We start from the raw sequence: 21,111 nt of genomic DNA, 5'->3' as shown, positions 1-21,111 counted from the left end.
ACATCCGGAAATCACGGAAGCCGCAGGGGGGCAACCCCTGCGGCTTCCGTTGTAATCACTTCGAACCAAACGTAATTTCGCTTTCGCGATCGCACTGATGGACAATGGAAATCAATCGGGACTTCTCCAATCGGTGGCACCGGCATTCCAGAATGCCGATTCCGTTCCCGGTCTCCTCGGCTTTCTCAGGCTCCGCGAGTTCGTTCCGGTAGACGGCCGAGCGATTCAGATACCGCAGTAGCTCCCCCTGGATAGCGGCGCAATGTCGGCTCTTAATCCGCACCGTTTGGGTGAAGAGCCCGCCTTGAACCGGAAGCTTAACGGTTTCGAAGGCGGATAGATAGGCGATCACCGAATAGAGGGCCTGCAGAAAGCCAAAATGAAAGCCTGCACCGATCAAGATCAGGCAGTTCAACAGCAGCAGAATCCGATCCGGGGATAATCTGCGATAGGGGAGCTGATTCAACGCTTTCTCCGCAATGTCCAGCGCCCCGCCAAAACGTAAGGCCAACCCAAGACCGAGTCCGAGAGATCCTCCGCCGATCAGCGCCGCCAGCAGCGGCTCGCCAATCAGGGAGGGATAGGGATGGAGCACAAGCGTCCCGAGTGAAAACACCAATACTCCGATCACAGTAAAGATCCCGTAGGACCAATGAATATTTTTGCGATAGAGAAATAGCAACGGCAGGTTAAGCAGGAACAGGAACAATCCGAGCCGCATTTCCGTCTTTAACGCCAGCAATGCGGATAACCCGGTCATCCCTCCTACAATGATACTGTGCGGCATCAGGAACAGCTCTAAACCGACGGAAGCCAGCAGTGCGCCGACAATGACGCCTGCGGCACGGCCAACTGACGGAATGAGATGCTTGAAACTGCCACGGGTTTTCCCGGAGGAATGAATTCTCATCTGGTGTTTCAAACCAACCCCTCCTTACTGGACAAACCCATCATCAAGGGCAGGCGGTTCTCCTATTTTCCACTCAGCAGGATCTGTCTGATTTGCTGCTGATGGAGCCGTTCGCCAAGCACGACAACCATAGCTTCGGCCGTCAGCATCAGATTGGCGCCGGGACTGATATGTTTGGTATGGTTCTTCTCAATGACGGCGATGATCGTAGCCCCTGAACGTTGACGAATTTTAAGTTCGCCGATGGTTTTGCCGATGGCTTTATAATTCGGATCTAATTTGTACCATTCAATGCTCAAATCACCTAAAGCGACTTCAATGTTCTCCATCGCCGTTGGCTTGTAAGTCGCTCCGCTGATGAGAGCCGAGACATATCTGGCTTCATCGTCATCCAAGGTCACCTTGGAAATACTGTCCTCTGGATCGTCATTATCCAAATGGGATAGCTCACGCCGGCCGTCGTTATGGATTACGATCGATAATTTGTCGCCGCTGCGGGCTTGAATTACGATTTTTTTGCCGATTCCCGGCAGATCGGTTTCTTTGAGATTCATTTGAGTCAATCCTCCAGTTTATAATGTCATGATTCCCATTTGAGGTATTGCAAAATAAGCCCCTGCAAGCAGGAGATTAGGGATCCAGAAAATACAGCTTGATTTATGCCACAAACATACTTGTAAATTTGATGGGCATCAGCAGAAGCCGCTTTAACAGCAAGCCAAATAACGGGCGGAAGCGCGCCCATGGCGCTAACAGCAAGAAGCTGATCAAGGCCGGAACGCGATCCGGTTGATGTGAGGTTCTATCGATAAACAGCTTGCCGTGGGACGGCGAACTGTTGAGGCGAAGCGGCACCTTGGGGTTCACCGCGCGATAGTCGGTTTCCAGCGTTTCTTCCCCGCTGGCCTCCGCCTGTACGGGGAGCGCAATAAAGGAAGGGAGGGGAAAAGCGAGGAACAACGACAACATGACAACAGCCAACCAGCGAGGCTTGAATATTCGTATATTCATGCGTAATCCCTCCCTCGGATAACAATACTTCTATCTTCAGGATAGCATATTGACGTCTTCCTTATCAAAAAGAAATGATGAACCATTGGCCCAAATGGACTAAAAATATCGGACCCAAATATAAACGCTTGCGAACATGATGGACAGGATCATCAGCGGGAAGCCATATTTAAGGAAGCGCATGAACGTAATCGGTTCGCCTTCCTTGGCGGACATGCCTGCGGCGATTAGATTGGCGCTGGCTCCAATCAGCGAGCCGTTGCCGCCGAGACAGGCTCCAAGCGCCAGACTCCACCAAAGCGGCTCCAGATTGTCGATTCCCATCGCTCCCATATCCTGAATCATCGGAATCATCGTAGCCACGAACGGGATATTGTCGAGGAAAGATGAGGCGATTGCGCTAAGCCATAATATGAGCATCGATGTCGTCAGCGGATCCCCGCCGGTCAAGTCGACCGCCCACTCGGCCAGCCGCTTAATCGTCCCGGTTTCGATCAATCCGCCGACCAGGACGAATAAACCGATAAAGAAGAAGATAGTCGGCCATTCTACAGAGCGGAACGCTCTCTCCATCACATGCTCTCCCGTTAGCAATAACAGCAGAAAAGCCCCGGCCAAAGCCACGGTAGCAGATTCTAAATGTAACGTTTGATGCAAGAAGAAGCCCAGCAGCGTCAAGCCGAGGATCACAAGGCATCGGATGAGCAGTTTTCGATCTGTAATCAAGCCGCTCAGGCTGAGATTCATTATCTTCTTCTGATTCTCCGGCGTTGACCGGATACTCTTGCGGAATAGAAGCACGAGTAGCGGCAAGGTGGCGGCCATAATCAGCAGAACGATGGGCGTCAAGTTTTGCAGGAAGGCGATAAAGGTCAAATCCTTGACGGCGCTGCCGATCATGATATTCGGCGGATCCCCGATCAAGGTTGCCGTACCTCCGATATTCGAGGCAATCACCAGCGAGAAAATGTAAGGGAAAGTCTTTACCTTAAGCTGGCGGGTGATGCTGAAAGCGATCGGTACCATCAGGATGATCGTGGTTACATTGTCCAGGAAGGCAGATCCGACCGCAGTGATCAACGCCAGCAGCGCAAGGATCGTGACGGGATTGCCCTTGGCTTTTCGGGCGGTCCAGATGCCGATATAATTGAATAGTCCCGTATCGGCCGTCGTATTGACGATGATCATCATGCCGATCAAGAGACCCAGCGTATTGAAATCGATGTGATGAATCGCCGACTCCTGGTCGATGATGCCGAAGACGATCATCAGGACAGCGCCGACCATGGCCAGCAGCGTCCGATGGATTTTCTCCGAAATGATCAGTGCATACGTGAATAGAAAGATGATGATGGCCCAAATCGCTTGTTGCTCCATTGTATTTCTCCTCTCCAAAGTCAGCAGGAAGTGTGAGGTAACTTTAGATTGCCATGCAGGGGCGTAATTATGCCATTTCCGGTCAAAAAAAAGTAAAAGGAGCCCGCTACGTGGCAGGCTCCTCCAATAACTCTCATATCCTATTGTTTAGTCTTGCTGACATCATTATAGACTTCCCCTGTTAAATTGTAAAGCATTTGCCGCGGATCCGGCTCTTGTCTTGTAAACCCTGGGGCCGAGCGAATCCTCGACTTAGGTCTAGGTTGAAAAACCGTCCGCGGTCCGTTTTGGAAAACCTGTAATCCACCTAGAATAGAGACATAAGGTTGATTAAATGAGAGGCGGTGATAAATCGATGAGAACAAATCGACCGAATGTATTCGCTATTGTACTAATTGCCTTGGGCGCTCTGATTCTGCTCGGCAAGTTGACTCCTTTCCTGGGCAGCCTGTTCGGACTGGTTGTCGCGATCGTCATGATCGGTCTCGGCTATTACGGAATTCGCCGGGGGAACGCCTTCTTCGGATGGCTGGTGCTGATTTTCGGGGTGATCTCCCTGATCTCCAAGTTGGCCTGGCTGATCGTTCCGATCCTGGGTATCGGGTTAATCGTATACGGTATCTCTTCCTTAAGAGGAAGACGGAGTTACTGATTTGATGCATACATGCAAGTGAGATTGAAATGAGAACCGTAAGGTTAGGAGGGAAGGGTGTCATGAGTGTATTTCGTCGGGTACGAGATATTACGGTAGCTACTTTGAATGAGAAATTGGAGCAATCCCAAGATCCGGTCAGATTGATCGACCAGTTCCTGATTGAGACGCGGCAGGAGATTTCTGAAGCCGAGAAGCTGCATTACCAATACAGCGGTCATGCGAAGCAAATGAAGCAACAGGTCGACCAAGCCAAGGTGATGCGGGACAAACGCGAAGAACAAGCGCTGCTCGCTCTGAAAGCGGGCGAGGAGCACTTGGCGAAGCTGGCCCTGCAGGAGAAGATGCTGTACGAGGAAAAGGTTGAGCAATACACCGAATTGTATACGCAAAGCCTGGAATCTCTGCAGGAACTTGAAGCTCAACTGAACGAATTGAAGACCGAATATCAGGTTGTGTACAGCAAACGCCAATATTACTACGCAAGAATGGAGACGCTTCGTTTACAGCAGCGGATGAACCAGCGAATGAGCGGTTACGGCGTGCAGGATGTGCCGAAGATGTTCCATCGCTTGGAGGACCGGGTGTCCGACATGGAGTGGGAAGCCCGCAGCCTGCGCGATTTGCGGAAAGCGGGTTCGGAATTCTTGAACCAAGCCGGCTCCGCCATCCAATCGACTCTGGAACAGGAGCTCTCCCGCTTGAAGCAGAAGCTGAATAACCAGGGAGAGGAGTAAGATCGATGGGAAGACCTTTGTATCGTTCTAGACGGGATCGCTGGATCAGCGGTTTGATCGGCGGGTTGGGCGAATATTTCGGCATTAACGTCGGCGTGCTCCGGTTGATCGCTATTCTCAGCATTTTCTTCACCGGCGGAACGACGATATTCATCTACTTTATCGCAGCCTTGGTGATCTCCAAGGAACCGTATCCGCCTCACGATCCATACTATAACGGCGGATGGCCGGGCGGCGGGCCGCAGCCGGGTTATGGCCCTAAACGCCGGGACTTCTACGAAGATCCTCGCTATGGTGCCCGTCCGCCGTATGGAAATCCAAACGGAAATACTTACGGAACCCAGCCGCCGCATTACGGCGCAGGCGCTTCGGGAACCGGCTTTCAAGCCGAACCGGGAGCCTCCAACCTGGATTCCATGATGGAAGATATCGAGAAGAAAGCGATGAAAAAAGAACTGGAAGAGCTGCGGAAGAAGCTCTCCGACTACGAGAAGGGAGAAGTGTAAAATATGGGAGTATTCAAAAGAATTAAAGATATTACAAAAGCGTCTGTGAATGATTTGCTGGATAAGGTGGAAGACCCGATCGTCATGCTCAACCAGTACCTGCGCGATATGGAGGCTGAAATCCGCGACGCCGAAGTGACGGTGGCCAAGCAAATGGCCAATGAGCGCCGGATGAAGCAGCGCCTGGACGAAGCGGCGCGCATCTCCGCACAGCGGGAGGCGCAAGCTGAAATTGCCCTTCGCAATGGTCAGGAAGAAGTCGCTCGCAAGATGCTGGAAGAGAAAATTCATTACGATCAGAAGCAAACGGAATTCGCCGAGCTGCACGCTCAATCCGAAGCTCAAGCTGCCGAACTGAAGCAACAGCTGCATGAGATGAAGGATGAATTCTACAAGCTCCGCAACAAACGCAACGAGCTGGTCAGCCGTGCACAAATGGCCAAAGCCAGAAAACAAATGTCGCAAATCAGCAGCCTGCATACGATCGAAAGCGGCAACGCATCGCTTGGATTCCATCGGATGGAAGAGAAGATCATGCAGTTGGAAGCGGAAGCGGAAGTGGCTGGCGTTGTCTATCGGGGAACCTCGCCTTCCACGTATATCAGCCCGGCGGATGCCGAGAAGCAGTTGAAGGTGGATGCGCAGCTTGAAGCGCTGAAAGCGAAGTTGAACCCGTCCGCGGCTCGCGAAGAAGACAAGGAATAAACTACACGTCCGCTGGACATTGTGATATTCTAGATACTGGTGAAGCCATACGGTATGGGGTCCCATACCGTTATGGCTTTTTACAACTCTATGAACCTGCAGGGAGGTGCGGCATGGATAAACGGAAAAGGTTCTTAGCCATCGGCTTGATTGGATTTGGGGTACTGTTGATTTTCGGCAAGTGGCTGAGTTTCTTCACCATTGTCGCCCTCTTTTTTCTTGCGTTCGGCATTTATAAAATCCGGCAGGGGGAGCAGGTCAAAACCGGGTATATTTTACTTGCGATCGGCGGCGGGATGATCTTGCTCGATCACTTCATGCTGGTGCTCGCGATTCTGATGATCTCTCTTGGTTATTATTACGCGAAAATTCGCAAAACTCAGCCTCCGGGCAATTACGTGCAGAAGCAGAACATCACCTCCAGCATCCGGTGGGACCGCGATCCATGGAGCTTGCGGAATACGAGCATGTGGCATGTGCTCGGAGAACTCGACATCGATTTGTCGCTGGCCATGGTGGAAGGAGGGCATAACGTCCTCATGTTCCAAGGGATCGTCGGCGATGTCGATCTGGTCATTCCGGAGGATTACGGCGTGGAGATCGAGGCCTTCGTCTTGTTCGGTCAAATCGACTTCGGTCAAGACAAAGAAACGGGCATGCTCAATCGGTTGTATTGGAAGTCGCCGAGCTATGAGCTCCGTGACCAAAAAGTGAAAATCATCATTTCCTATCTTGTGGGAGATGTCGATATACGATTAACTTAAGACAGGAGGAACATCCCGCATGAAATCCAGAAAGACAAGCAATATGGTATCCCGCAGCATGCGCGGAGGGATTCTCCTGTCTGTCATTATGATGGCAGCTACCTGTTACGTGCTGTATACATATGGGTACTTTCAACCTCAACCGTCCTGGAGAACGGGTATCAGGGCCGGTATTACACTGCTGTCCCTGCTGGTCATCATCGGGGCGGCCTACGGGTTAATTCAGGGATATCGGCCGAAACGGCAGATCGACGGATTACGCGAAGCCCTCCTGCAATGGGAGAAGGGCAACCAGACCGGGAGCGTTCCGAAGCTTGGTGAAGATGAATTGGGCCGGCTGGCCGAGCAGTTGGAGCGAATCGGCAAACGTTGGGAGGAGCAAGTCTCCTCCTTACAGCGGTTGTCCACGCATAACGCTCAGCTTGCCGAACAGGCCCGGGTTTCGGCCATCGTGGAGGAACGGCAGCGCCTCGCCCGCGAATTGCATGACGCCGTCTCCCAGCAATTGTTCGCCATCTCGATGACGGCTACGGCGGTCGGAAGAACGCTGGAGAAGGACTTCGACAAGGCCCAGCGCCAGGTCGAGCTGATTGAAGAGATGGCCTCCGTCGCCCAGTCGGAGATGCGGGCGCTGCTGCTGCACCTGCGGCCGGTGTATCTGGAAGGCAAGGAGTTGTCCCAAGGCTTGCGCGACCTGGTCAAGGAGTTGAAAACCAAGGTCCCGATGGACTTGACCCTGGAGATGGACGAGGACTTGAACCTGGGCAAGGGAATCGAAAACCATCTGTTCCGCATCATTCAGGAGGCGATGTCCAACACGCTGCGCCATGCCAAGGCGGATAAGATGGAGATCCGCATTCACCGCCGGGGCGAAGCGGTCAAGGTGACGCTGCGGGACAACGGCATCGGCTTCGAGCTGGATGACAAGAAGCAAGCTTCGTATGGCTTGTCTACCATGCAGGAGCGCATTCATGAAATCGGCGGTTCCATTCAGTTTATTACCGCGTCCGGCAAGGGGACGCGCATTGAGATTACCGTTCCATTAATTAATGAAGAAAGCGGGGATGAGCTCAGCCATGGAGATGGAAGACAAGGAGATTAAAGTACTGCTTGTGGATGATCATGAAATGGTGAGAATCGGCCTGGCCGCGGTACTGGGCACGGAAGACGGTATCGAAGTCGTTGGAGAAGCCAGCAGCGGAGAGGAAGGAATCCGGCTGGCGCAGGAGTATCGTCCGGATGTCGTGCTGATGGATTTGGTCATGGAGGGGATGGACGGGATTGAAGCTACCCGGCAACTGCTCGCGCAGCATCCGGACTGCAAAGTGATCGTGCTCACCAGTTATCTGGACGACGAGAAGATGTACCCTGTCATCGAAGCCGGTGCCTTCAGCTATTTGCTTAAAACTTCGCGCGCTTCCGAAATCGCCGAGGCCATCCGTGCGGCGGCTCGCGGTCAATCGGTCCTGGAATCGCAGGTCGCTTCCAAGATGATGAACCGGTTCCGCCAGCCAAAAGCGGAGGCGCCGGCTCACGAGGAGTTGACCGAGCGCGAAATGGATGTTCTGCGTCTGCTGGCCCAAGGCAAATCGAATCAGGACATCGCGGACGAGCTGATCATCGGAATCAAAACGGTCAAGTTCCATGTGACGAATATTTTGGCGAAGCTGGGCGTCGAGGATCGCACCCAGGCAGCGATTTACGCTTATAAAAACGGTTTGGCGGAGTAAAGGCTCCGGCAAACCGTTTTTTATCGGTTTAGCATTTTGTAGGAAGAGGAGTGGACGAGGTTCACCTCGGCTTTCACCTGATTCAACTCCATTATGGAAATGAACGGTTTGCCGCGGGAACTGAGCTGCTTCCAACGGACCGGGTCATGACGATACAGCTTCTCTTCCAGGTTGTAGAGATCGATCTGCTTCGCCTTCGCCGCAGTAAAAGAGCGCCGGATGTCCTGTTCGATCTGCTTCTCCGCGAGGGCCGCAATGCGAGAGGCCTTGGCTCCGTTAATCGCAGCCGCTTCGGTGATATACGCTTTGACGCGCACACGGATACTTGCCGAAGGGGATTCACCGTTGGCAGAGATCTGTATTTTGGGATGGCTGCACATCAGGCTGAGCGTCACGGGGGGACCGTCATCCGAGGACAAGGTTAACGGGAATTTGACCATTCGATGGAAAGCAACATACCGGGCTCCCTGAAGCATCGTTGCGTCAACAACCCCGCGGTTGATCCCTTGTGCGATGGCATAAGCGCCGACAATTTTCACTTGGGGAACGGGCTTGCCCTCCCCCTTCCAAACCTCTTCCGTATAGGTGATCCATGGCAGCAGCGCCGTAGAGGCGGGTTCCTTCAGGCCGTTGATCAATTTGAGGACCTGAATGGGCTCGACGAAGGAATACTGCTTGAAGATTTCCTCCGGATCCAGCAGCTCTGAATTAAGCACGGATTCGTTCAGCAGAGAGGTGCTCGAAAAAACCATCGGAATATCCTGGGTCGTGCCGAACACCCATGGCGTGTACCGCAGGTCGCGGGTTTGGACCAGGCTGTTGACAGCCTCAGGCAAGCCCTTGTCCAGCAGCGCCTCGGAGAATACGATCGTCCGGACATGCGTCCAGAACGTGCGCTGCTGCGAAGCGGTATAGAGGGAGTTCAAAGCCTCGTCGATCGTTTGCCCCTCGCCTTTGCCGACCCACACTTTACCATCCCCCGTCTCAACCGTGCCCTCCTGTTTGGCAATGTCCGCAAAATCCAGCAACTGGGCGTATATGATATAGCGCCCCTTCGCGTAATCAACTCCCAGCGCGGTTATAAAATTGATATTTTGCGCTTCTTTCATGTCCCAACATCCCGTTAGCAGCAAAATAAGCACAAGAATCGCCGCTGTTGCCTTCAAGGTTTGTCCCTCCTAGCGGTTTTGTCGAGCGGATGAAGGATGCGAGGCCGCTTCTTGGTTGAGTCCGACGGCTTTTTCAGCACGGCCTTGGAAAAGTCGTTTTGGACAAAGGGGGAGAAGGGGGACAGATAGGGCACGCCGTAGGACTCCAGGGAAGAGAGGTAGAGGATCAGTCCGATAAAGCTGATCAGGAACCCGAACATCCCGAAGATCGAAGACAGCAGCGCAATGCCAATGCGAAGATGGGCGGTCACACCGTTGAGCGTCTGATTTTCCAAGGTGGAGCTGGCCACGATCGCAATCGCTACGGCGACGATGATCGTCGGGGAGGTAATTCCTGCCCGAATCGCGGCATCGCCGATAATCAAACCGCCTACGACGGTGATCGTTTGTCCCATTGCTTGAGGGAGGCGTTTGCCGGCCTCATTGAAAATTTCGAATAGGAACAGCATGATGAAAGCCTCAAGCGGGACCGGGAAGGGCAAGCCGTGCCGGGAATTGCTGATGGTTGCCAGCAGCGGAACGGGAATCTGCTCAAGGTTAAAGGTGGTTAACGCAACATAGAAGCCCGGCAGAAACAATCCGACCGATAGTCCAACGGCTCTTAGCAGTTTTTGCACCGACACAATATAAAAGGGAGTGTTGGCATCCTCCGGAGAAATCATCAGATTCATCAGCGTGACGGGAGCGACGACGGAAATCGGGTTGCCATCGACCAAAACGGCGAATCGGCCGGCCAATAAGGCATCGGACACGTAATCGGGCCTTCCCGAATAATCGGTTAACGGAAAAATAGACCGGTTGCTGGAACCGGAAATGACCGATTCCATATAGGAGGTGCCAATAACGGCATCGGTATCAATTCCGTTCAGCCGCTTCCTGGCTTCCTCAAGAATATCCGGGTTGATGATATCCCTTATATAGAATAGCGCAATCCGCGTTTCGCCCCGCGTTCCCTTCAGAAATTCCTCTACACATAACGTGGGGGTGCGCAGCCGTTTCCGGATTAAGCCGATATTGGTGGTTAAGTTCTCCGTAAAACCATCGCGAGCCCCTTTGATGGCCGATTCCGTTCTGGCTTCTTCGGGAGAGCGGCCAGGCGGGTTCGAGCTGTCAAAGCTGAAGAAGGTCTGTTCCTCTTCCCAATAAATGACCAGCTTGCCGGAGTAAACCTGATGTGTAAGATGATGCAACAGATCGGGTCCTTCGATCAGGCTCAGCGGCAAATAGCGGTTTTGTTCGATCGCTCGGGTCCCGTCGGGGGCATGTTCCTGAAACAGATACGAAAGCCGTGGAAAGACCATGTCATTCAACTGCTTCAAGTCTGTCATCGGTTCGCAGTAGATCAAGGTGATCGGATGGACCTGCTCCGAGTCCGCATCGAACCGGCGAATCTTCACGTCGGAGGAATAGCGGAAATAGTCGTACAGGAACGGGAGGTCGATGGGACCTTCCCGATGGTCGACGGACATGTCACTTGGGTTCATGCGGATCGTCCTTTCTTACGTGGTCTGAATAAGCAGGCAATGGCTAGAAACAGCGTCACCCCCAAGATGAAGCAAACGCTCGCCGGGAAGACATATCGAATGAGCAGATGCTGGAACGTGATGTCAGAGAAGGTATAACAGCTGAGCGGGACGAGAAGGACGGCAAGGGAGGTGAGGAAAGCGGGCCTCCAGCGTGCCGAGCGTTTCTTCCACATGTCGGCGATGACGACGAGCGCAAAAGAGATGCGAATGCAGCTTCCGGACAACCATTGGATAGATCGAGAAAAAATCGGTTTGCGATATGTATTTGCCAAAACCGGAGATCCTCCATTCCTCATAAGCAGGATAACGTTGGATAGCTGCCTCAAAAGGGTTGAACTCGGCGATGGAACCGGTTAGTGGACCCAGTGTCAAACCAAAAAGTATGCCGCCAAGCGCGAGAAACTGCTTCTTATTTAACGGCTTTTGCAGATAGGGGTGAAGGAAGAAGATAAAATACAATTCGAAAAATCCGGAACAAGCGTAGATGACGCCCTTCAAAACGGGGGTCCACCCGTGCTCCAAAAGGGGAAAAGCAGACTGTAATCTTTGAGTTCAACGTTGACGATAGCGACGTAAAAACCCAGCAGGACGACGAACGGCAACAAAATGCCGGAGGTGATGGCGATCGTCTTCATACCTTTCAAAGCTCCGACCAGGCACAGCAAAGTCAAAATCAAGGAGGTCGCCAAAACCGGAGTGTACGGCAGGAACGTTACTTTCATCCACATCACAGTATCAAACAAGCTGAACCAGGCGGTGATAAAGAAAAACACCGTAATCAAGCTTTGAAACAAAATAGCAGGAATTCGCCCCATCCGTTGGCGAATCCATTCGGGAAGAGGCTGCGTTCCGATCCGGGACGAAACGAATCCGATCAGCCCGATCATAAGCCCGAAGGGGACGGCGGCAAGGAGTACGGAAAACCACGCGTCGCGTTTGGCGATTTGCAGCAGGGCAGGTATGATGAATACATGATTTGTAATTCCGATGGCCAGCATCAGAGTCATGATGGCCTGAAGTTTTGTAGGTTTTGGCGAGCGGATCATAAGGTACTCCTATCTCAAATACTCGAATATCGCAGTTATTATTGGCAGAGGAGGCACGGGACATGCAAAACCGCAGATTATGGAAGATCGGTTTATTGATTCTCATTTGTGCGATGTTGCTGGCAGGTTGGCAGCGTCTCCAGGAAAGCGGGCGGGAAGCGGTCGCTTCCGGTCCGCTTGAAACGGCGGGGCAGCAGCTCTCCGTCCTGTATTCCATGGGGCAGGCCGCGGCGAAGGGGCCCTTCCAGTTGATGTTGAAATGGCAGGGCGAATGGAGCTCACTGCTCTCGCCGGAAGAAGCCGCCGGCGTGTTGGCCAGCCGGATGGGATTGCCTGAACCGGAAGCCGGAACGGTCCAGGGGCGAACGGTTTATGAGACCAAGGGACGGATCGAGGGGGTGCTGGCCGAGCTGGAGCTGACAAATCTTGAGGAGGGCAAGCACTATGCGATGCTGCGATTGGAAGCGGTGGGCGGCGATGAAGCGGCATTGGCGAATCTGCGGGAAGCTCAGCGGAGAGCGGGGGAATCGCTGGCCGACGAAGGCGTACAGGCCGATTGGAACGGAGCGGTTCAAGGTCTGGCCTGGCCGGCATTGGTCGCGGAAGGTCAAGAAGGCTCCGGGGAGGCCGGGCTTGCCGCCGTGCTGGACAAGCTTGAAGCAAGCATCGGCGCTTTGCCTGGACTCAAGCTGAAGCAGGTGGAGGAGTTTGCGGACGAGCATACAACCAGCCGCACCTACGACGTCAACGCCTTGCCTGTTGCCGTCCAAAGCGGCGGGCACCGGGTTGCGCTCCAACTGGCTGTTCACCGCAACAGCAGCACCGGGATGGATGAAATCACAATAGGTACCCCGCTGCTAACCGTTGAATTCTAAGGGAGGAGGCGGAGGAAGATGCGACATCTGCTGCTGCATCAACATAGCCCTTACTCGGAAATCTCCGTCTATGAAACGGACGAGCTTTACGGAGAACGGGGAAGGTTTCGCGTGCTGCAATTCGCCAGCGAAGCGGTGCAAGGGGCTATGGATATGGACCGGCCCGAACGGGTCATACTAGAATATCCTCGCGCCATGCTGCATTTGCTGCAGCATCGGGTCTCAGAGCGGGATCGGGTGTTCATAATCGGCCAGGGAGCGGGCACCCTCGCCAGCCGTTTGACCGGGGTTCGGGTAACGGTTGCGGAGATAGATCCGCTTGTTGCAGAAATTAGCAGTACTTATTTTGGCTATCAGGGAGCCCCGGTGAAAATCGGCGACGGACGCCGCTTGTTGGAAGAGGAGCCCCCGGGTGCCTTTAGCGGAATCATCGTCGATGCGTTCTCCGAACGAGGCACGCCGGCCCATTTGACTTCGCTGGAGTTCTTTCAACTGGCAGCGGAGAGGCTGGATCGGGAAGGGCTGCTGCTGCTGAACGTGTTCGGCCGGGGAGCCGATGACGTCTGGATTGCAGCGCTGGCTGCAACGATGCAGGCCGTGATGAGCGAAGTCCGGGTGTTCTCGCTGCCGGCGGATCAACCTCATGACCTGCGGAACATGATAGTCGCGGGCAGCTTCAAGCCCATCGGATATCAAGCCCAAGGCATGGCGGGTTTTGTTGAGAGCCAGCCGGGGAGGGGATATCTCATTCGCGACAAGTCCTCCTAGAAAGATTTGCAGATATTTCAGAAAAGAGATTGTTTTCTGAAATATCTATGATGGCGTCCCGGAAGCGAATATGCTAAAATGGCATCACATCCTGTGATGCCATGTAAAGATAGGGTCTTGGTCGGGAATTCAGTTGAAATTCACTAATCTTACATAGAAAGAATGAGGAGCCATGGCAGAAAATGTAACTCGGGAAACGGTTCGGCCCCCAGGGGCGGTATTTTTTATTTTTGGAGCTACTGGTGACTTGGCGCGCCGCAAGCTCTTCCCTGCCATCTATTCGTTATATCGCGAAGGGAAATTGGCTGAGGATTTCGCCGTTGTTGGCGTGGCCCGGCGTCCTCGTTCAGACGAGGAATTCAAGGACGATCTGTATCGTTCGATCGAAGAATTTTGCCGGTACAAAATCGATGACAAGGAGCACTGGGTGCAATTTGCCGAGCATTTCTCCTATAAATCGCTGGACATCCATAATGTTGACGGATACCGCGAGCTCCGAGAATTGACGGAGTCTGTGGAAGCTCGCTTTCGCATTCCCGGGAACCGACTGTTCTATCTGGCTTTGGCGCCGGAGCTGTTCGGCAGCGTATCCTTTAACCTGCAGAAGGGCGGCATGTTGAACACCAGCGGCTGGCACCGGTTGGTGATCGAGAAGCCGTTCGGCTACGATCTGCAGTCGGCCCAGAAGCTGAACGCAGAGCTGAACCAGGTGTTTAAGGAAGAGGAGATCTACCGGATTGACCATTATCTCGGCAAAGAGATGGTGCAGAACATCGAAGTGATTCGCTTTGCGAATGCCTTCTTCGAGCCGCTGTGGAATAACAAACATATCGCCAACGTGCAAATTACGCTAAGTGAAACGGTTGGCGTGGAGGAGCGCGGCGGATATTACGACCATGCCGGGGCGCTGCGCGATATGGGACAGAACCACATGCTGCAAATGCTCACGATGATCGCCATGGAGCCGCCCAGCCGCTTGCTCCCCGAGGACATCCGCGATGAGAAGGTGAAGGTGCTGCGTTCGCTGCGGCCGTACGATTCCGCTCAGGAAGTTAAGGAATATGTCGTGCGGGGACAATATATCGAAGGTGAAGCGAACGGCAAGAAGCTGCCGGGTTATCGCCAAGAGGACAAGGTGGATCCGAATTCCAACACGGAGACGTATTTTGCGGCCAAAGTATTCGTGGATAACTTCCGCTGGGCCGGCGTACCGTTCTATATCCGTACCGGGAAGCGACTCCCCGTGAAGACGACAGAGGTCGTTGTTGAATTCAAGCAGATGCCTACGAATGTCTATCTCGGTCAAAAACATACCCTCGAGCCCAATCTGCTCGTAATTCGCGTGAACCCGATGGAAGGCATCTATATCAAGATCAATGCCAAGAAACCGGGTTCGGAATCGCAGATCGAGCCGCTGGCGATGGAGTTCTGCCAGAGCTGTCTGGTGGGAATCAACTCGCCGGAAGCTTATGAACGCTTGATTTACGATGCGGCTCAAGGGGATTCGACGTATTTCACCCGTTGGGACGAGGTGGCGACGGCTTGGGCTTTCGTCGATCGGATCGCCGCAGCCTGGGCACAGCATCCGTCCGACATCAGCACCTATCCCGCCGGATCCTGGGGGCCTAAGGAAGCGGATGAACTGCTTGCGAAGGATGGCTTCCACTGGTGGCCGGTGAACGGCCAAGAGGAAGATAACGTAATTTGGATCAACCCGAATTAAGTTCGTTCTTCCCGTCACCTGTGAAGGCGGCGGGCGAATAGAATAGCTATAGCTGGAAACACCTTCATGTCCCGGCCAGGGCGTAAGGTGTTTTTGCTTAACTGAGGGACAAAATATGTTACAATAGAGAACGTGAATTTGTGGAACGAGAGGAAAGTGAGCATGAGCAAAGCATTGGACCAAGTGCTGCAGCAGGAAGTGGACAAACGGCGCACGTTTGCGATCATTTCCCACCCGGACGCCGGGAAAACGACGCTGACCGAGAAACTGCTGCTGTTCGGCGGTGCGATTCGCCTCGCCGGGTCGGTCAAGGCGCGCAAAGCGAGCAAACACGCGACAAGTGACTGGATGGAAATTGAGAAGCAGCGGGGGATTTCCGTCACGTCTTCCGTCATGCAATTTGATTATAACGGCCATCGGGTGAACATCTTGGATACGCCGGGTCACCAAGACTTCTCGGAGGATACCTATCGTACGTTGACCGCGGCGGACAGTGCAGTCATGCTGATCGACGTGGCCAAAGGCGTCGAGGCCCAGACCATCAAGCTGTTCCAGGTCTGCGCCAAACGGGGGATTCCGATCTTCACCTTCATTAACAAGCTGGACCGGGAAGGACGGAATCCGTTTGAGCTGATGGAGGAAATCGAGCAGGTGCTGGGAATCCGGTCGGTGCCGATGAACTGGCCGATCGGGATGGGCCGTGAGCTGTCCGGCGTCTACGATCGGATGAAGAACCAGGTTGAGTTGTTCCAGGGCGATGACCACTCCACGATCCAGGTGAAGAAGGTGGAGGGTTATAACGATCCGGTGATCCGCGAGATGGCGGGCGACTATCTTCATGATCAGTTGTGCCAGGATCTGGAGTTGCTGGACGTGGCGGGGGACCCGTTTGACCTGGAGAAGGTGCGTCGCGGGGAGCTGACGCCGGTATTTTTCGGCAGTGCAGTCAACAATTTTGGCGTGCAGACGTTCCTGGAGAACTTCCTGCAGTTGGCACCGAAGCCGGAGCCGCGCCGCAGTACCCAGGGGATGATTGAACCGACGAACGAGAAGTTCTCGGGGTATGTATTCAAAATCCAAGCGAACATGAACCCGGCCCACCGCGACCGGATCGCCTTCCTGCGTATCGTATCGGGCAAGTTCGAACGCGGCATGTCCGTGAAGCATGTCAGGGCGGGCAAGGAAATCAAATTGTCCCAGCCGCAGCAGTTCCTGGCCCAGGACCGGGATATCGTCAGCGAGGCTTACCCGGGGGATATCATCGGGTTGTTTGACCCGGGGATCTTCCGCATCGGCGACTCGCTCAGCCAAGGCAGCGAAATCGTGTTTGACGAGCTGCCGACGTTCTCGCCGGAGATCTTCGCCAAGGTGACGGTGAAGAACGCGCTGAAGCATAAGCAATACCAGAAGGGAATCGACCAGTTGACCGAAGAGGGCACGATTCAGGTGTTCACGACCGTGGGCTTTGAGGATACGTTGCTTGGCGTGGTCGGGCAGCTTCAGTTCGAGGTGTTCGAATACCGGATGAAAGGCGAATACGGTGTGGATGTGCAACTGCAGCGGATGCCGTTCCAGTTCGCACGCTGGATCGTAGGCGACAAGATCGACCCGTCCAAGTTCCGGATCAATTCGACGCTGGTGAAGGATAAGAAAGGCAACTACGTCGCGTTGTTCGAGAACGAATATGCGATGCGGACGGCGATGGAGAAAAATCCGGATGCCCAGTTCCTGGAGACGGCGCCTTAATCAGACAAGGTTGCATGATAATGAAAGACCGCCCTTGGACCGGGCGGTCTTATTTTTGCAGCGGGCAGTTCTATTTCAACGGTTTGAGGCTGGCCTGATCCACTTGCTGCTTGAGCACGGATACCAGTTCGTTTTGTTTGGACGCATCGATATGCTTCCAGATCGTTTCGAAGACGACACCTAAGCCCGGCAGCGCCGTTTCCTGAGCGTCGATCGAGCCCTCGATCATCTCCCGCAGCCCCTGCTCGTCTTTGCCTTGGATTTTGTGCATAACCGCTTGACGCAGGTCGAGTGTAATGGATGGCACGTGTTTTCCCTCCTTGAAATATGTGACTTGCCCGGTGTTAATTTGCCCGATCGGTTCGGGGAACATACAAGCATTCGCTGTTTCTGGTGATCTGATCCCAGGTAACCCCCAGGTGCCCCCCCTGTTGTCCGGACGCTTTGCACGATTATCCCGTTTGATCAGATCCGTTTCTCTCACCTGCATTTTGTTTTCCCCCGAATGGGTCTGTTACGCTGAACTTGATTCTGGTCTGCCTCACATCCTGGTCTCCGTTCTTGCCCCTCCCTTATCGAAAGGGATAATGGTACAAAAGCAGCCGTACAGAGACAAGGGACAAGAGGGACAAGGGACAACTGCGCATGTCATGAGGGATTTCCCCCAGCGAGTCAACTCGTTAGCGGGATTGTGGTATACTAGTTCGGATGAGAATTATGTTATAGGTGGTGAGAGCTTGGCAAATGCAGCCAAGAAACAGTTTGCCGTGATTGGCATGGGCCGATTTGGGTTAAGCGTGGCCACTGCACTCAGCAGCATGGGATTTGATGTACTGGCCATCGACGCGGACGAGCATAATACGCAAGCTGTAGCCAATGTGGTGACGCATGCCGTTTCTGCGGATTCCACCGACGAAGAAGCGCTGCGCGCGTTGGGGATTCGCAATTTTGATGTTGTGGTCGTGGCGATTGGCGAGGACATCCAGGCCAGTATTTTGACCACGCTGATTCTAAAAGATATGGGCGGACCGCTCATCGTTGTGAAGGCGCAGAACGAGCTGCACGGCAAAGTCCTGCAGAAGATCGGCGCCGATAAGGTTATTTTCCCGGAACGGGATATGGGGCTTCGGGTGGCGCATCATCTCACGTCGCCGAACATTCTGGATTACATCGAATTGTCCGAGGAATACAGCATCGTGGAGATGCGCGTCAGCTCGCAGATGATCGGTAAGAACCTTATCGAACTGGATATCCGTGCGAGGTTCGGCTGCAACGTCATGGCGATCAAACGGGGCAGCAAAATGAACATTTCACCGGCGGCAACGGATCGGTTGACCGAAGAGGACGTGCTCGTTATCGTCGGTGAGAAGGGCGATTTGACGAAGCTGGAGCTGGCTTACGCGGAGGCTTAAGGCAGGCGGGGGAGCGGCTTCTTTTTGCGAACGAAAGATCATTTTTGGATGATAACCTGACTGAGGATGGAATTGCGATGGAGATATTGTCTGTGCAGAACCCCCGCGTCAAGGAATGGGCGGGTCTGCTTGAGAAGAAAAACCGGGACAAGCAGGGGAAATACTTGATCGAAGGCGTCCATCTGGTGCAGGAGGCGCTGCAGGCGAAGGCCGACGTGGAATGCGTCTGCTACAACCTGGAGGGCGGCATCCCGCCCGAGCTGCAGGCAGCGGCGTCCGCCGGGCTGGACGTCGACTGGATCGGCGTGTCCGCCGCCGTGATCGCCAAGTGTAGCGATACGAAGTCGCCGCAGCCGGTGTTCGCGGTCGTGCGCAAGGACCGCGGGACGGTTGCTCCGCTCCTTGACCGGGAGCGGAGCTTGGTGGTGGTGCTGGACGGCGTGCAGGATCCCGGCAACGTCGGCACCATCATCCGCAGCGCCGACGCAGTCGCGGCGGACGGGGTGATCGTCGGCGCCGGCTGCGCCGACATCTACGGGCCCAAGGTGCTGCGCGCCACCATGGGCTCGCTGTTCCACCTGCCGGTCGTGCACGCCGACCTGGCAGAGGTGCTGCCGCAGGCGAAGCAGCGGGGCATCCGGCTGGCCGGCACCAGCCTGCAGGCGGCGGCGAATTGCTTCGCCTACGACTTCACGCAGCCGGTGTGGCTGCTGTTCGGCAGCGAAGGCGGCGGCCTTAGCCCGGCAGTCCGTCAACGGATGGACGACGGATTGCTGATCCCGATGCGCGGCCGGGCCGAATCGCTGAACGTGGCCATGGCCGCCTCCGTGCTGCTGTACGAAGCGATGCGGCAGCGGCATTACCGCTGATGTCGTTTATTCGATCAGCGACAGGGGAGCCAACTTAAAACCCCGAAACCAGACCACTGGTTTCGGGGTTATCTCTTAGGAATCGTGTATGAAATGGATTATTTCGAACACAGCGCCTTTTTATTCAATTCAAGATCATTCATATAATGATTGATTCTCTCCTCCAGTTGTTCGATCAGGTAGGAACGGATCTCTTGAAGATGCTCCTCATGGCAGAAGGCGGAAATCGTCAGAAGACCGTCGGCATAATGCTTCGTTTCCTGGATAGCGGTATTCAGCTTCTCTTTATACAGGCGTTTGACTGAACCGGTGATCGGTTTGATCTCGTAGTAACGGTTCGTCTCGACGAGCAGTTTCCACGGCGTAATCTTGGAGGTGAGCTGATCTTTCCTTAATTCCACGGTGATTTGATACAGTGTCCTTGAGCTGTTCATGATGTTGATCCCCTTGTATATTTATACATTATAATGAGTATTAAACCATGAAGGCTGTTAAAGTCTGCACCTAGAGCTTTTCGACTAAAAAAGTAATACTAGAGAACTATACGCAATCCGTAGTGAAAAATCAAGTCCCCTTCGGACAAATATCCGTTTCCGCCTGCGCGTCCTTCTTTTTTGTCCCTGTCTCGCATAACTTTAAGAGAAGAAGCGGTTCTTGGCAGGATCGAACATCCTCTAGAAGTTTTGGCTGCAGGGGGAGGAAAACATGCGGATACGACGACGCGGATGGCGAAGCCGGACAAGACGGCCGAAGCGTAGACGGAAGATCTGGATTGCGGTCGTGATTATCACGATCCTGGGTATGGTGCAGTTTGTACAGTACGTGGAACGCCGGATGACCGGACCGATTGTTCACCTTGCCCAGATTCGGGTGAAACAGATCGCTACGGAATCGATTAATGATGCGATCACCGCGCAGGTAGCGAATCAACAGCAGGTGGGGCAACTGATCGATTGGAAAATGGACGATAACGGAAAAATCACCGGATTCATGCTAAATTACTCCGCTCATATGAAGGTCACGTCCGAGACGATTCAAACGGTTCGACACACGCTTGATGAAGTCGCCCGGTTATCGGAGTCGATCCCGCTGGGGCAGGCTCTCGGCAGTCCGCTCCTGGCTTCCTTTGGTCCGAGCATCCCGATCAAGATCGAACCCAAAGGGGATGTGAAGGTCGACTTGAATACCCGGCGTCAGGATGCCGGGATCAACATGATCCTTGTGGAAGTGTATCTTCGGGTGAAAACGGAGTTGGCCGTGGTTGTTCCTTTTGATATGGAATCCCAGACGGTCGAAACGGAGATTCCGGTCTCTTACCTGCTTGTAGTCGGGGATGTGCCGATGTATTACTATGACAGCAAAGGAAATCCGGTTGGCGAAGGTCAGGCGGACGCTCCCAACATTGCGCTTCCGATGCTGCCGGGCAAGGAAGCTACGTCCGAGCCGTCAACAAAGGAAGACACGGTTCTGCCGGAGGGAACCGGCGAGACGGGAGAATCCGGCGGAAATGCAGGAACGGGGAACGGGGGCTCCGAGGAGCTGCCTCAATCAGGAACGAATGCGGGAAGTCATTAATAAAAGGGCG

The 21,111-nt window shown here is 54.0% G+C and carries 24 protein-coding genes; 14 read left to right on the top strand and 10 right to left on the bottom strand.

Annotated elements, in window-relative coordinates; all coding sequences use genetic code 11:
* Positions 1-55: 55 nt before the first annotated feature.
* The 4 genes from BN3795_RS03960 to BN3795_RS03945 all read right to left on the bottom strand — a co-directional run bounded on the left by BN3795_RS03960 (position 56) and on the right by BN3795_RS03945 (position 3,298).
* Positions 56-922, bottom strand: a complete 867-nt coding sequence (locus BN3795_RS03960; protein WP_068783442.1) for a YitT family protein — start codon at positions 920-922, stop codon at positions 56-58.
* A 50-nt stretch (positions 923-972) separates the two neighbouring features.
* Positions 973-1,464, bottom strand: coding sequence for a cation:proton antiporter regulatory subunit (locus BN3795_RS03955; protein ID WP_068783441.1), 492 nt, complete (start codon positions 1,462-1,464; stop codon positions 973-975).
* Positions 1,465-1,567: 103 nt separating this feature from the next.
* Complete coding sequence (locus BN3795_RS03950; protein WP_068783440.1) at positions 1,568-1,921, bottom strand: hypothetical protein; 354 nt, start codon at positions 1,919-1,921, stop codon at positions 1,568-1,570.
* A 99-nt stretch (positions 1,922-2,020) separates the two neighbouring features.
* Positions 2,021-3,298 (bottom strand): ArsB/NhaD family transporter, encoded by a 1,278-nt coding sequence (locus tag BN3795_RS03945; RefSeq protein ID WP_068783439.1) that lies wholly within the window; start codon positions 3,296-3,298, stop codon positions 2,021-2,023.
* A 355-nt stretch (positions 3,299-3,653) separates the two neighbouring features.
* On the opposite strand from BN3795_RS03945, the gene BN3795_RS03940 reads away from it, so the two are divergent.
* The 7 genes from BN3795_RS03940 to BN3795_RS03910 all read left to right on the top strand — a co-directional run bounded on the left by BN3795_RS03940 (position 3,654) and on the right by BN3795_RS03910 (position 8,392).
* Complete coding sequence (locus tag BN3795_RS03940; protein ID WP_068783438.1) at positions 3,654-3,950, top strand: hypothetical protein; 297 nt, start codon at positions 3,654-3,656, stop codon at positions 3,948-3,950.
* A gap of 62 nt (positions 3,951-4,012) precedes the next feature.
* Positions 4,013-4,687 (top strand): PspA/IM30 family protein, encoded by a 675-nt coding sequence (locus BN3795_RS03935; RefSeq protein ID WP_068783437.1) that lies wholly within the window; start codon positions 4,013-4,015, stop codon positions 4,685-4,687.
* A gap of 5 nt (positions 4,688-4,692) precedes the next feature.
* Positions 4,693-5,193, top strand: coding sequence for a PspC domain-containing protein (locus BN3795_RS03930; protein ID WP_068783436.1), 501 nt, complete (start codon positions 4,693-4,695; stop codon positions 5,191-5,193).
* 3 nt (positions 5,194-5,196) lie between these two features.
* The gene (locus BN3795_RS03925) at positions 5,197-5,898 is read left to right on the top strand and encodes a PspA/IM30 family protein (RefSeq protein WP_068783435.1); all 702 of its coding nucleotides are present in this window, start codon (positions 5,197-5,199) and stop codon (positions 5,896-5,898) included.
* A 113-nt stretch (positions 5,899-6,011) separates the two neighbouring features.
* Positions 6,012-6,662 carry a cell wall-active antibiotics response protein LiaF gene (liaF, locus tag BN3795_RS03920; RefSeq protein WP_068783434.1) on the top strand — a complete coding sequence of 217 codons (651 nt, stop codon included), beginning with the start codon at positions 6,012-6,014 and terminating at the stop codon, positions 6,660-6,662.
* 19 nt (positions 6,663-6,681) lie between these two features.
* Positions 6,682-7,764 carry a sensor histidine kinase gene (locus BN3795_RS03915; RefSeq protein WP_068783433.1) on the top strand — a complete coding sequence of 361 codons (1,083 nt, stop codon included), beginning with the start codon at positions 6,682-6,684 and terminating at the stop codon, positions 7,762-7,764.
* Positions 7,739-8,392, top strand: a complete 654-nt coding sequence (locus tag BN3795_RS03910) for a response regulator (protein ID WP_068783432.1) — start codon at positions 7,739-7,741, stop codon at positions 8,390-8,392. The genes BN3795_RS03915 and BN3795_RS03910 overlap by 26 nt, the downstream gene beginning before the upstream one ends.
* Before the next feature lie 20 nt (positions 8,393-8,412).
* Here the strand turns inward: BN3795_RS03910 and BN3795_RS03905 are convergent, their stop codons facing one another.
* The 4 genes from BN3795_RS03905 to BN3795_RS03890 all read right to left on the bottom strand — a co-directional run bounded on the left by BN3795_RS03905 (position 8,413) and on the right by BN3795_RS03890 (position 12,133).
* Positions 8,413-9,558 (bottom strand): Ger(x)C family spore germination protein, encoded by a 1,146-nt coding sequence (locus tag BN3795_RS03905; protein ID WP_068783431.1) that lies wholly within the window; start codon positions 9,556-9,558, stop codon positions 8,413-8,415.
* Positions 9,555-11,045 (bottom strand): spore germination protein, encoded by a 1,491-nt coding sequence (locus tag BN3795_RS03900; RefSeq protein ID WP_232729848.1) that lies wholly within the window; start codon positions 11,043-11,045, stop codon positions 9,555-9,557. Before BN3795_RS03900 ends, BN3795_RS03905 begins: the two co-directional genes overlap by 4 nt.
* A 123-nt stretch (positions 11,046-11,168) precedes the next feature.
* Positions 11,169-11,585: a hypothetical protein gene (locus tag BN3795_RS03895; RefSeq protein WP_068783430.1), complete on the bottom strand. Its 417-nt coding sequence runs from the start codon at positions 11,583-11,585 to the stop codon at positions 11,169-11,171.
* Positions 11,582-12,133, bottom strand: a complete 552-nt coding sequence (locus BN3795_RS03890; protein ID WP_068783429.1) for a GerAB/ArcD/ProY family transporter — start codon at positions 12,131-12,133, stop codon at positions 11,582-11,584. The genes BN3795_RS03895 and BN3795_RS03890 overlap by 4 nt, the downstream gene beginning before the upstream one ends.
* 62 nt (positions 12,134-12,195) lie before the next feature.
* Between BN3795_RS03890 and BN3795_RS03885 the strand changes: the two genes are divergently transcribed.
* The 4 genes from BN3795_RS03885 to BN3795_RS03870 all read left to right on the top strand — a co-directional run bounded on the left by BN3795_RS03885 (position 12,196) and on the right by BN3795_RS03870 (position 17,245).
* Positions 12,196-13,008: a YwmB family TATA-box binding protein gene (locus BN3795_RS03885; protein ID WP_068783428.1), complete on the top strand. Its 813-nt coding sequence runs from the start codon at positions 12,196-12,198 to the stop codon at positions 13,006-13,008.
* A gap of 18 nt (positions 13,009-13,026) precedes the next feature.
* The gene (locus BN3795_RS03880) at positions 13,027-13,776 is read left to right on the top strand and encodes a spermidine synthase (protein WP_068783427.1); all 750 of its coding nucleotides are present in this window, start codon (positions 13,027-13,029) and stop codon (positions 13,774-13,776) included.
* Between the two features lie 172 nt (positions 13,777-13,948).
* Positions 13,949-15,499, top strand: a complete 1,551-nt coding sequence (gene zwf / locus BN3795_RS03875) for a glucose-6-phosphate dehydrogenase (protein WP_068783426.1) — start codon at positions 13,949-13,951, stop codon at positions 15,497-15,499.
* Positions 15,500-15,661: 162 nt separating this feature from the next.
* A complete protein-coding gene (locus BN3795_RS03870) occupies positions 15,662-17,245 on the top strand; it encodes a peptide chain release factor 3 (RefSeq protein WP_068783425.1) in 1,584 nt (527 codons plus the stop codon).
* Positions 17,246-17,315: 70 nt separating this feature from the next.
* On the opposite strand, the gene sspI is transcribed toward BN3795_RS03870, so the two are convergent.
* A complete protein-coding gene (sspI, locus tag BN3795_RS03865) occupies positions 17,316-17,552 on the bottom strand; it encodes a small acid-soluble spore protein SspI (protein WP_068783424.1) in 237 nt (78 codons plus the stop codon).
* Positions 17,553-17,982: 430 nt separating this feature from the next.
* On the opposite strand from sspI, the gene BN3795_RS03860 reads away from it, so the two are divergent.
* Together BN3795_RS03860 and BN3795_RS03855 are read left to right on the top strand one after the other, a co-directional pair.
* On the top strand, positions 17,983-18,657 hold the full coding sequence (locus BN3795_RS03860) for a potassium channel family protein (protein ID WP_269800206.1): 675 nt from the start codon (positions 17,983-17,985) through the stop codon (positions 18,655-18,657).
* A 77-nt stretch (positions 18,658-18,734) separates the two neighbouring features.
* The gene (locus BN3795_RS03855) at positions 18,735-19,526 is read left to right on the top strand and encodes a TrmH family RNA methyltransferase (RefSeq protein ID WP_068783423.1); all 792 of its coding nucleotides are present in this window, start codon (positions 18,735-18,737) and stop codon (positions 19,524-19,526) included.
* A 98-nt stretch (positions 19,527-19,624) separates the two neighbouring features.
* Here the strand turns inward: BN3795_RS03855 and BN3795_RS03850 are convergent, their stop codons facing one another.
* On the bottom strand, positions 19,625-19,960 hold the full coding sequence (locus tag BN3795_RS03850) for a hypothetical protein (RefSeq protein ID WP_068783422.1): 336 nt from the start codon (positions 19,958-19,960) through the stop codon (positions 19,625-19,627).
* A 271-nt stretch (positions 19,961-20,231) separates the two neighbouring features.
* On the opposite strand from BN3795_RS03850, the gene yunB reads away from it, so the two are divergent.
* Entirely contained in the window at positions 20,232-21,101 is an 870-nt protein-coding gene (gene yunB / locus BN3795_RS03845) for a sporulation protein YunB (RefSeq protein WP_068783421.1), read from the top strand.
* Positions 21,102-21,111 lie beyond the last annotated feature (10 nt).

It is taken from the genome of Paenibacillus phocaeensis, assembly GCF_900021165.1.
GTDB lineage: Bacteria > Bacillota > Bacilli > Paenibacillales > Paenibacillaceae > Fontibacillus > Fontibacillus phocaensis.
The sequence above is the reverse complement of the archived record's forward strand: the minus strand, read 5'-3'. Positions and strand labels throughout refer to the sequence as shown.

Excerpts from the sequence above, each read along its gene's own strand:
- BN3795_RS03930 (WP_068783436.1), top strand. The coding sequence starts at position 4,693 with ATGGGAAGACCTTTGTATCGTTCTAGACGGGATCGCTGGATCAGCGGT.
- BN3795_RS03950 (WP_068783440.1), bottom strand. The coding sequence starts at position 1,921 with ATGAATATACGAATATTCAAGCCTCGCTGGTTGGCTGTTGTCATGTTG.
- zwf (WP_068783426.1), top strand. The coding sequence starts at position 13,949 with ATGGCAGAAAATGTAACTCGGGAAACGGTTCGGCCCCCAGGGGCGGTA.
- yunB (WP_068783421.1), top strand. The coding sequence starts at position 20,232 with ATGCGGATACGACGACGCGGATGGCGAAGCCGGACAAGACGGCCGAAG.
- BN3795_RS03925 (WP_068783435.1), top strand. The coding sequence starts at position 5,197 with ATGGGAGTATTCAAAAGAATTAAAGATATTACAAAAGCGTCTGTGAAT.
- BN3795_RS03935 (WP_068783437.1), top strand. The coding sequence starts at position 4,013 with ATGAGTGTATTTCGTCGGGTACGAGATATTACGGTAGCTACTTTGAAT.
- liaF (WP_068783434.1), top strand. The coding sequence starts at position 6,012 with ATGGATAAACGGAAAAGGTTCTTAGCCATCGGCTTGATTGGATTTGGG.
- BN3795_RS03890 (WP_068783429.1), bottom strand. The coding sequence starts at position 12,133 with ATGATCCGCTCGCCAAAACCTACAAAACTTCAGGCCATCATGACTCTG.
- BN3795_RS03910 (WP_068783432.1), top strand. The coding sequence starts at position 7,739 with ATGGAGATGGAAGACAAGGAGATTAAAGTACTGCTTGTGGATGATCAT.
- BN3795_RS03870 (WP_068783425.1), top strand. The coding sequence starts at position 15,662 with ATGAGCAAAGCATTGGACCAAGTGCTGCAGCAGGAAGTGGACAAACGG.
- BN3795_RS03955 (WP_068783441.1), bottom strand. The coding sequence starts at position 1,464 with ATGAATCTCAAAGAAACCGATCTGCCGGGAATCGGCAAAAAAATCGTA.
- BN3795_RS03940 (WP_068783438.1), top strand. The coding sequence starts at position 3,654 with ATGAGAACAAATCGACCGAATGTATTCGCTATTGTACTAATTGCCTTG.
- BN3795_RS03855 (WP_068783423.1), top strand. The coding sequence starts at position 18,735 with ATGGAGATATTGTCTGTGCAGAACCCCCGCGTCAAGGAATGGGCGGGT.
- BN3795_RS03945 (WP_068783439.1), bottom strand. The coding sequence starts at position 3,298 with ATGGAGCAACAAGCGATTTGGGCCATCATCATCTTTCTATTCACGTAT.
- BN3795_RS03900 (WP_232729848.1), bottom strand. The coding sequence starts at position 11,045 with ATGAACCCAAGTGACATGTCCGTCGACCATCGGGAAGGTCCCATCGAC.
- BN3795_RS03915 (WP_068783433.1), top strand. The coding sequence starts at position 6,682 with ATGAAATCCAGAAAGACAAGCAATATGGTATCCCGCAGCATGCGCGGA.
- BN3795_RS03885 (WP_068783428.1), top strand. The coding sequence starts at position 12,196 with ATGCAAAACCGCAGATTATGGAAGATCGGTTTATTGATTCTCATTTGT.
- BN3795_RS03880 (WP_068783427.1), top strand. The coding sequence starts at position 13,027 with ATGCGACATCTGCTGCTGCATCAACATAGCCCTTACTCGGAAATCTCC.
- BN3795_RS03850 (WP_068783422.1), bottom strand. The coding sequence starts at position 19,960 with ATGAACAGCTCAAGGACACTGTATCAAATCACCGTGGAATTAAGGAAA.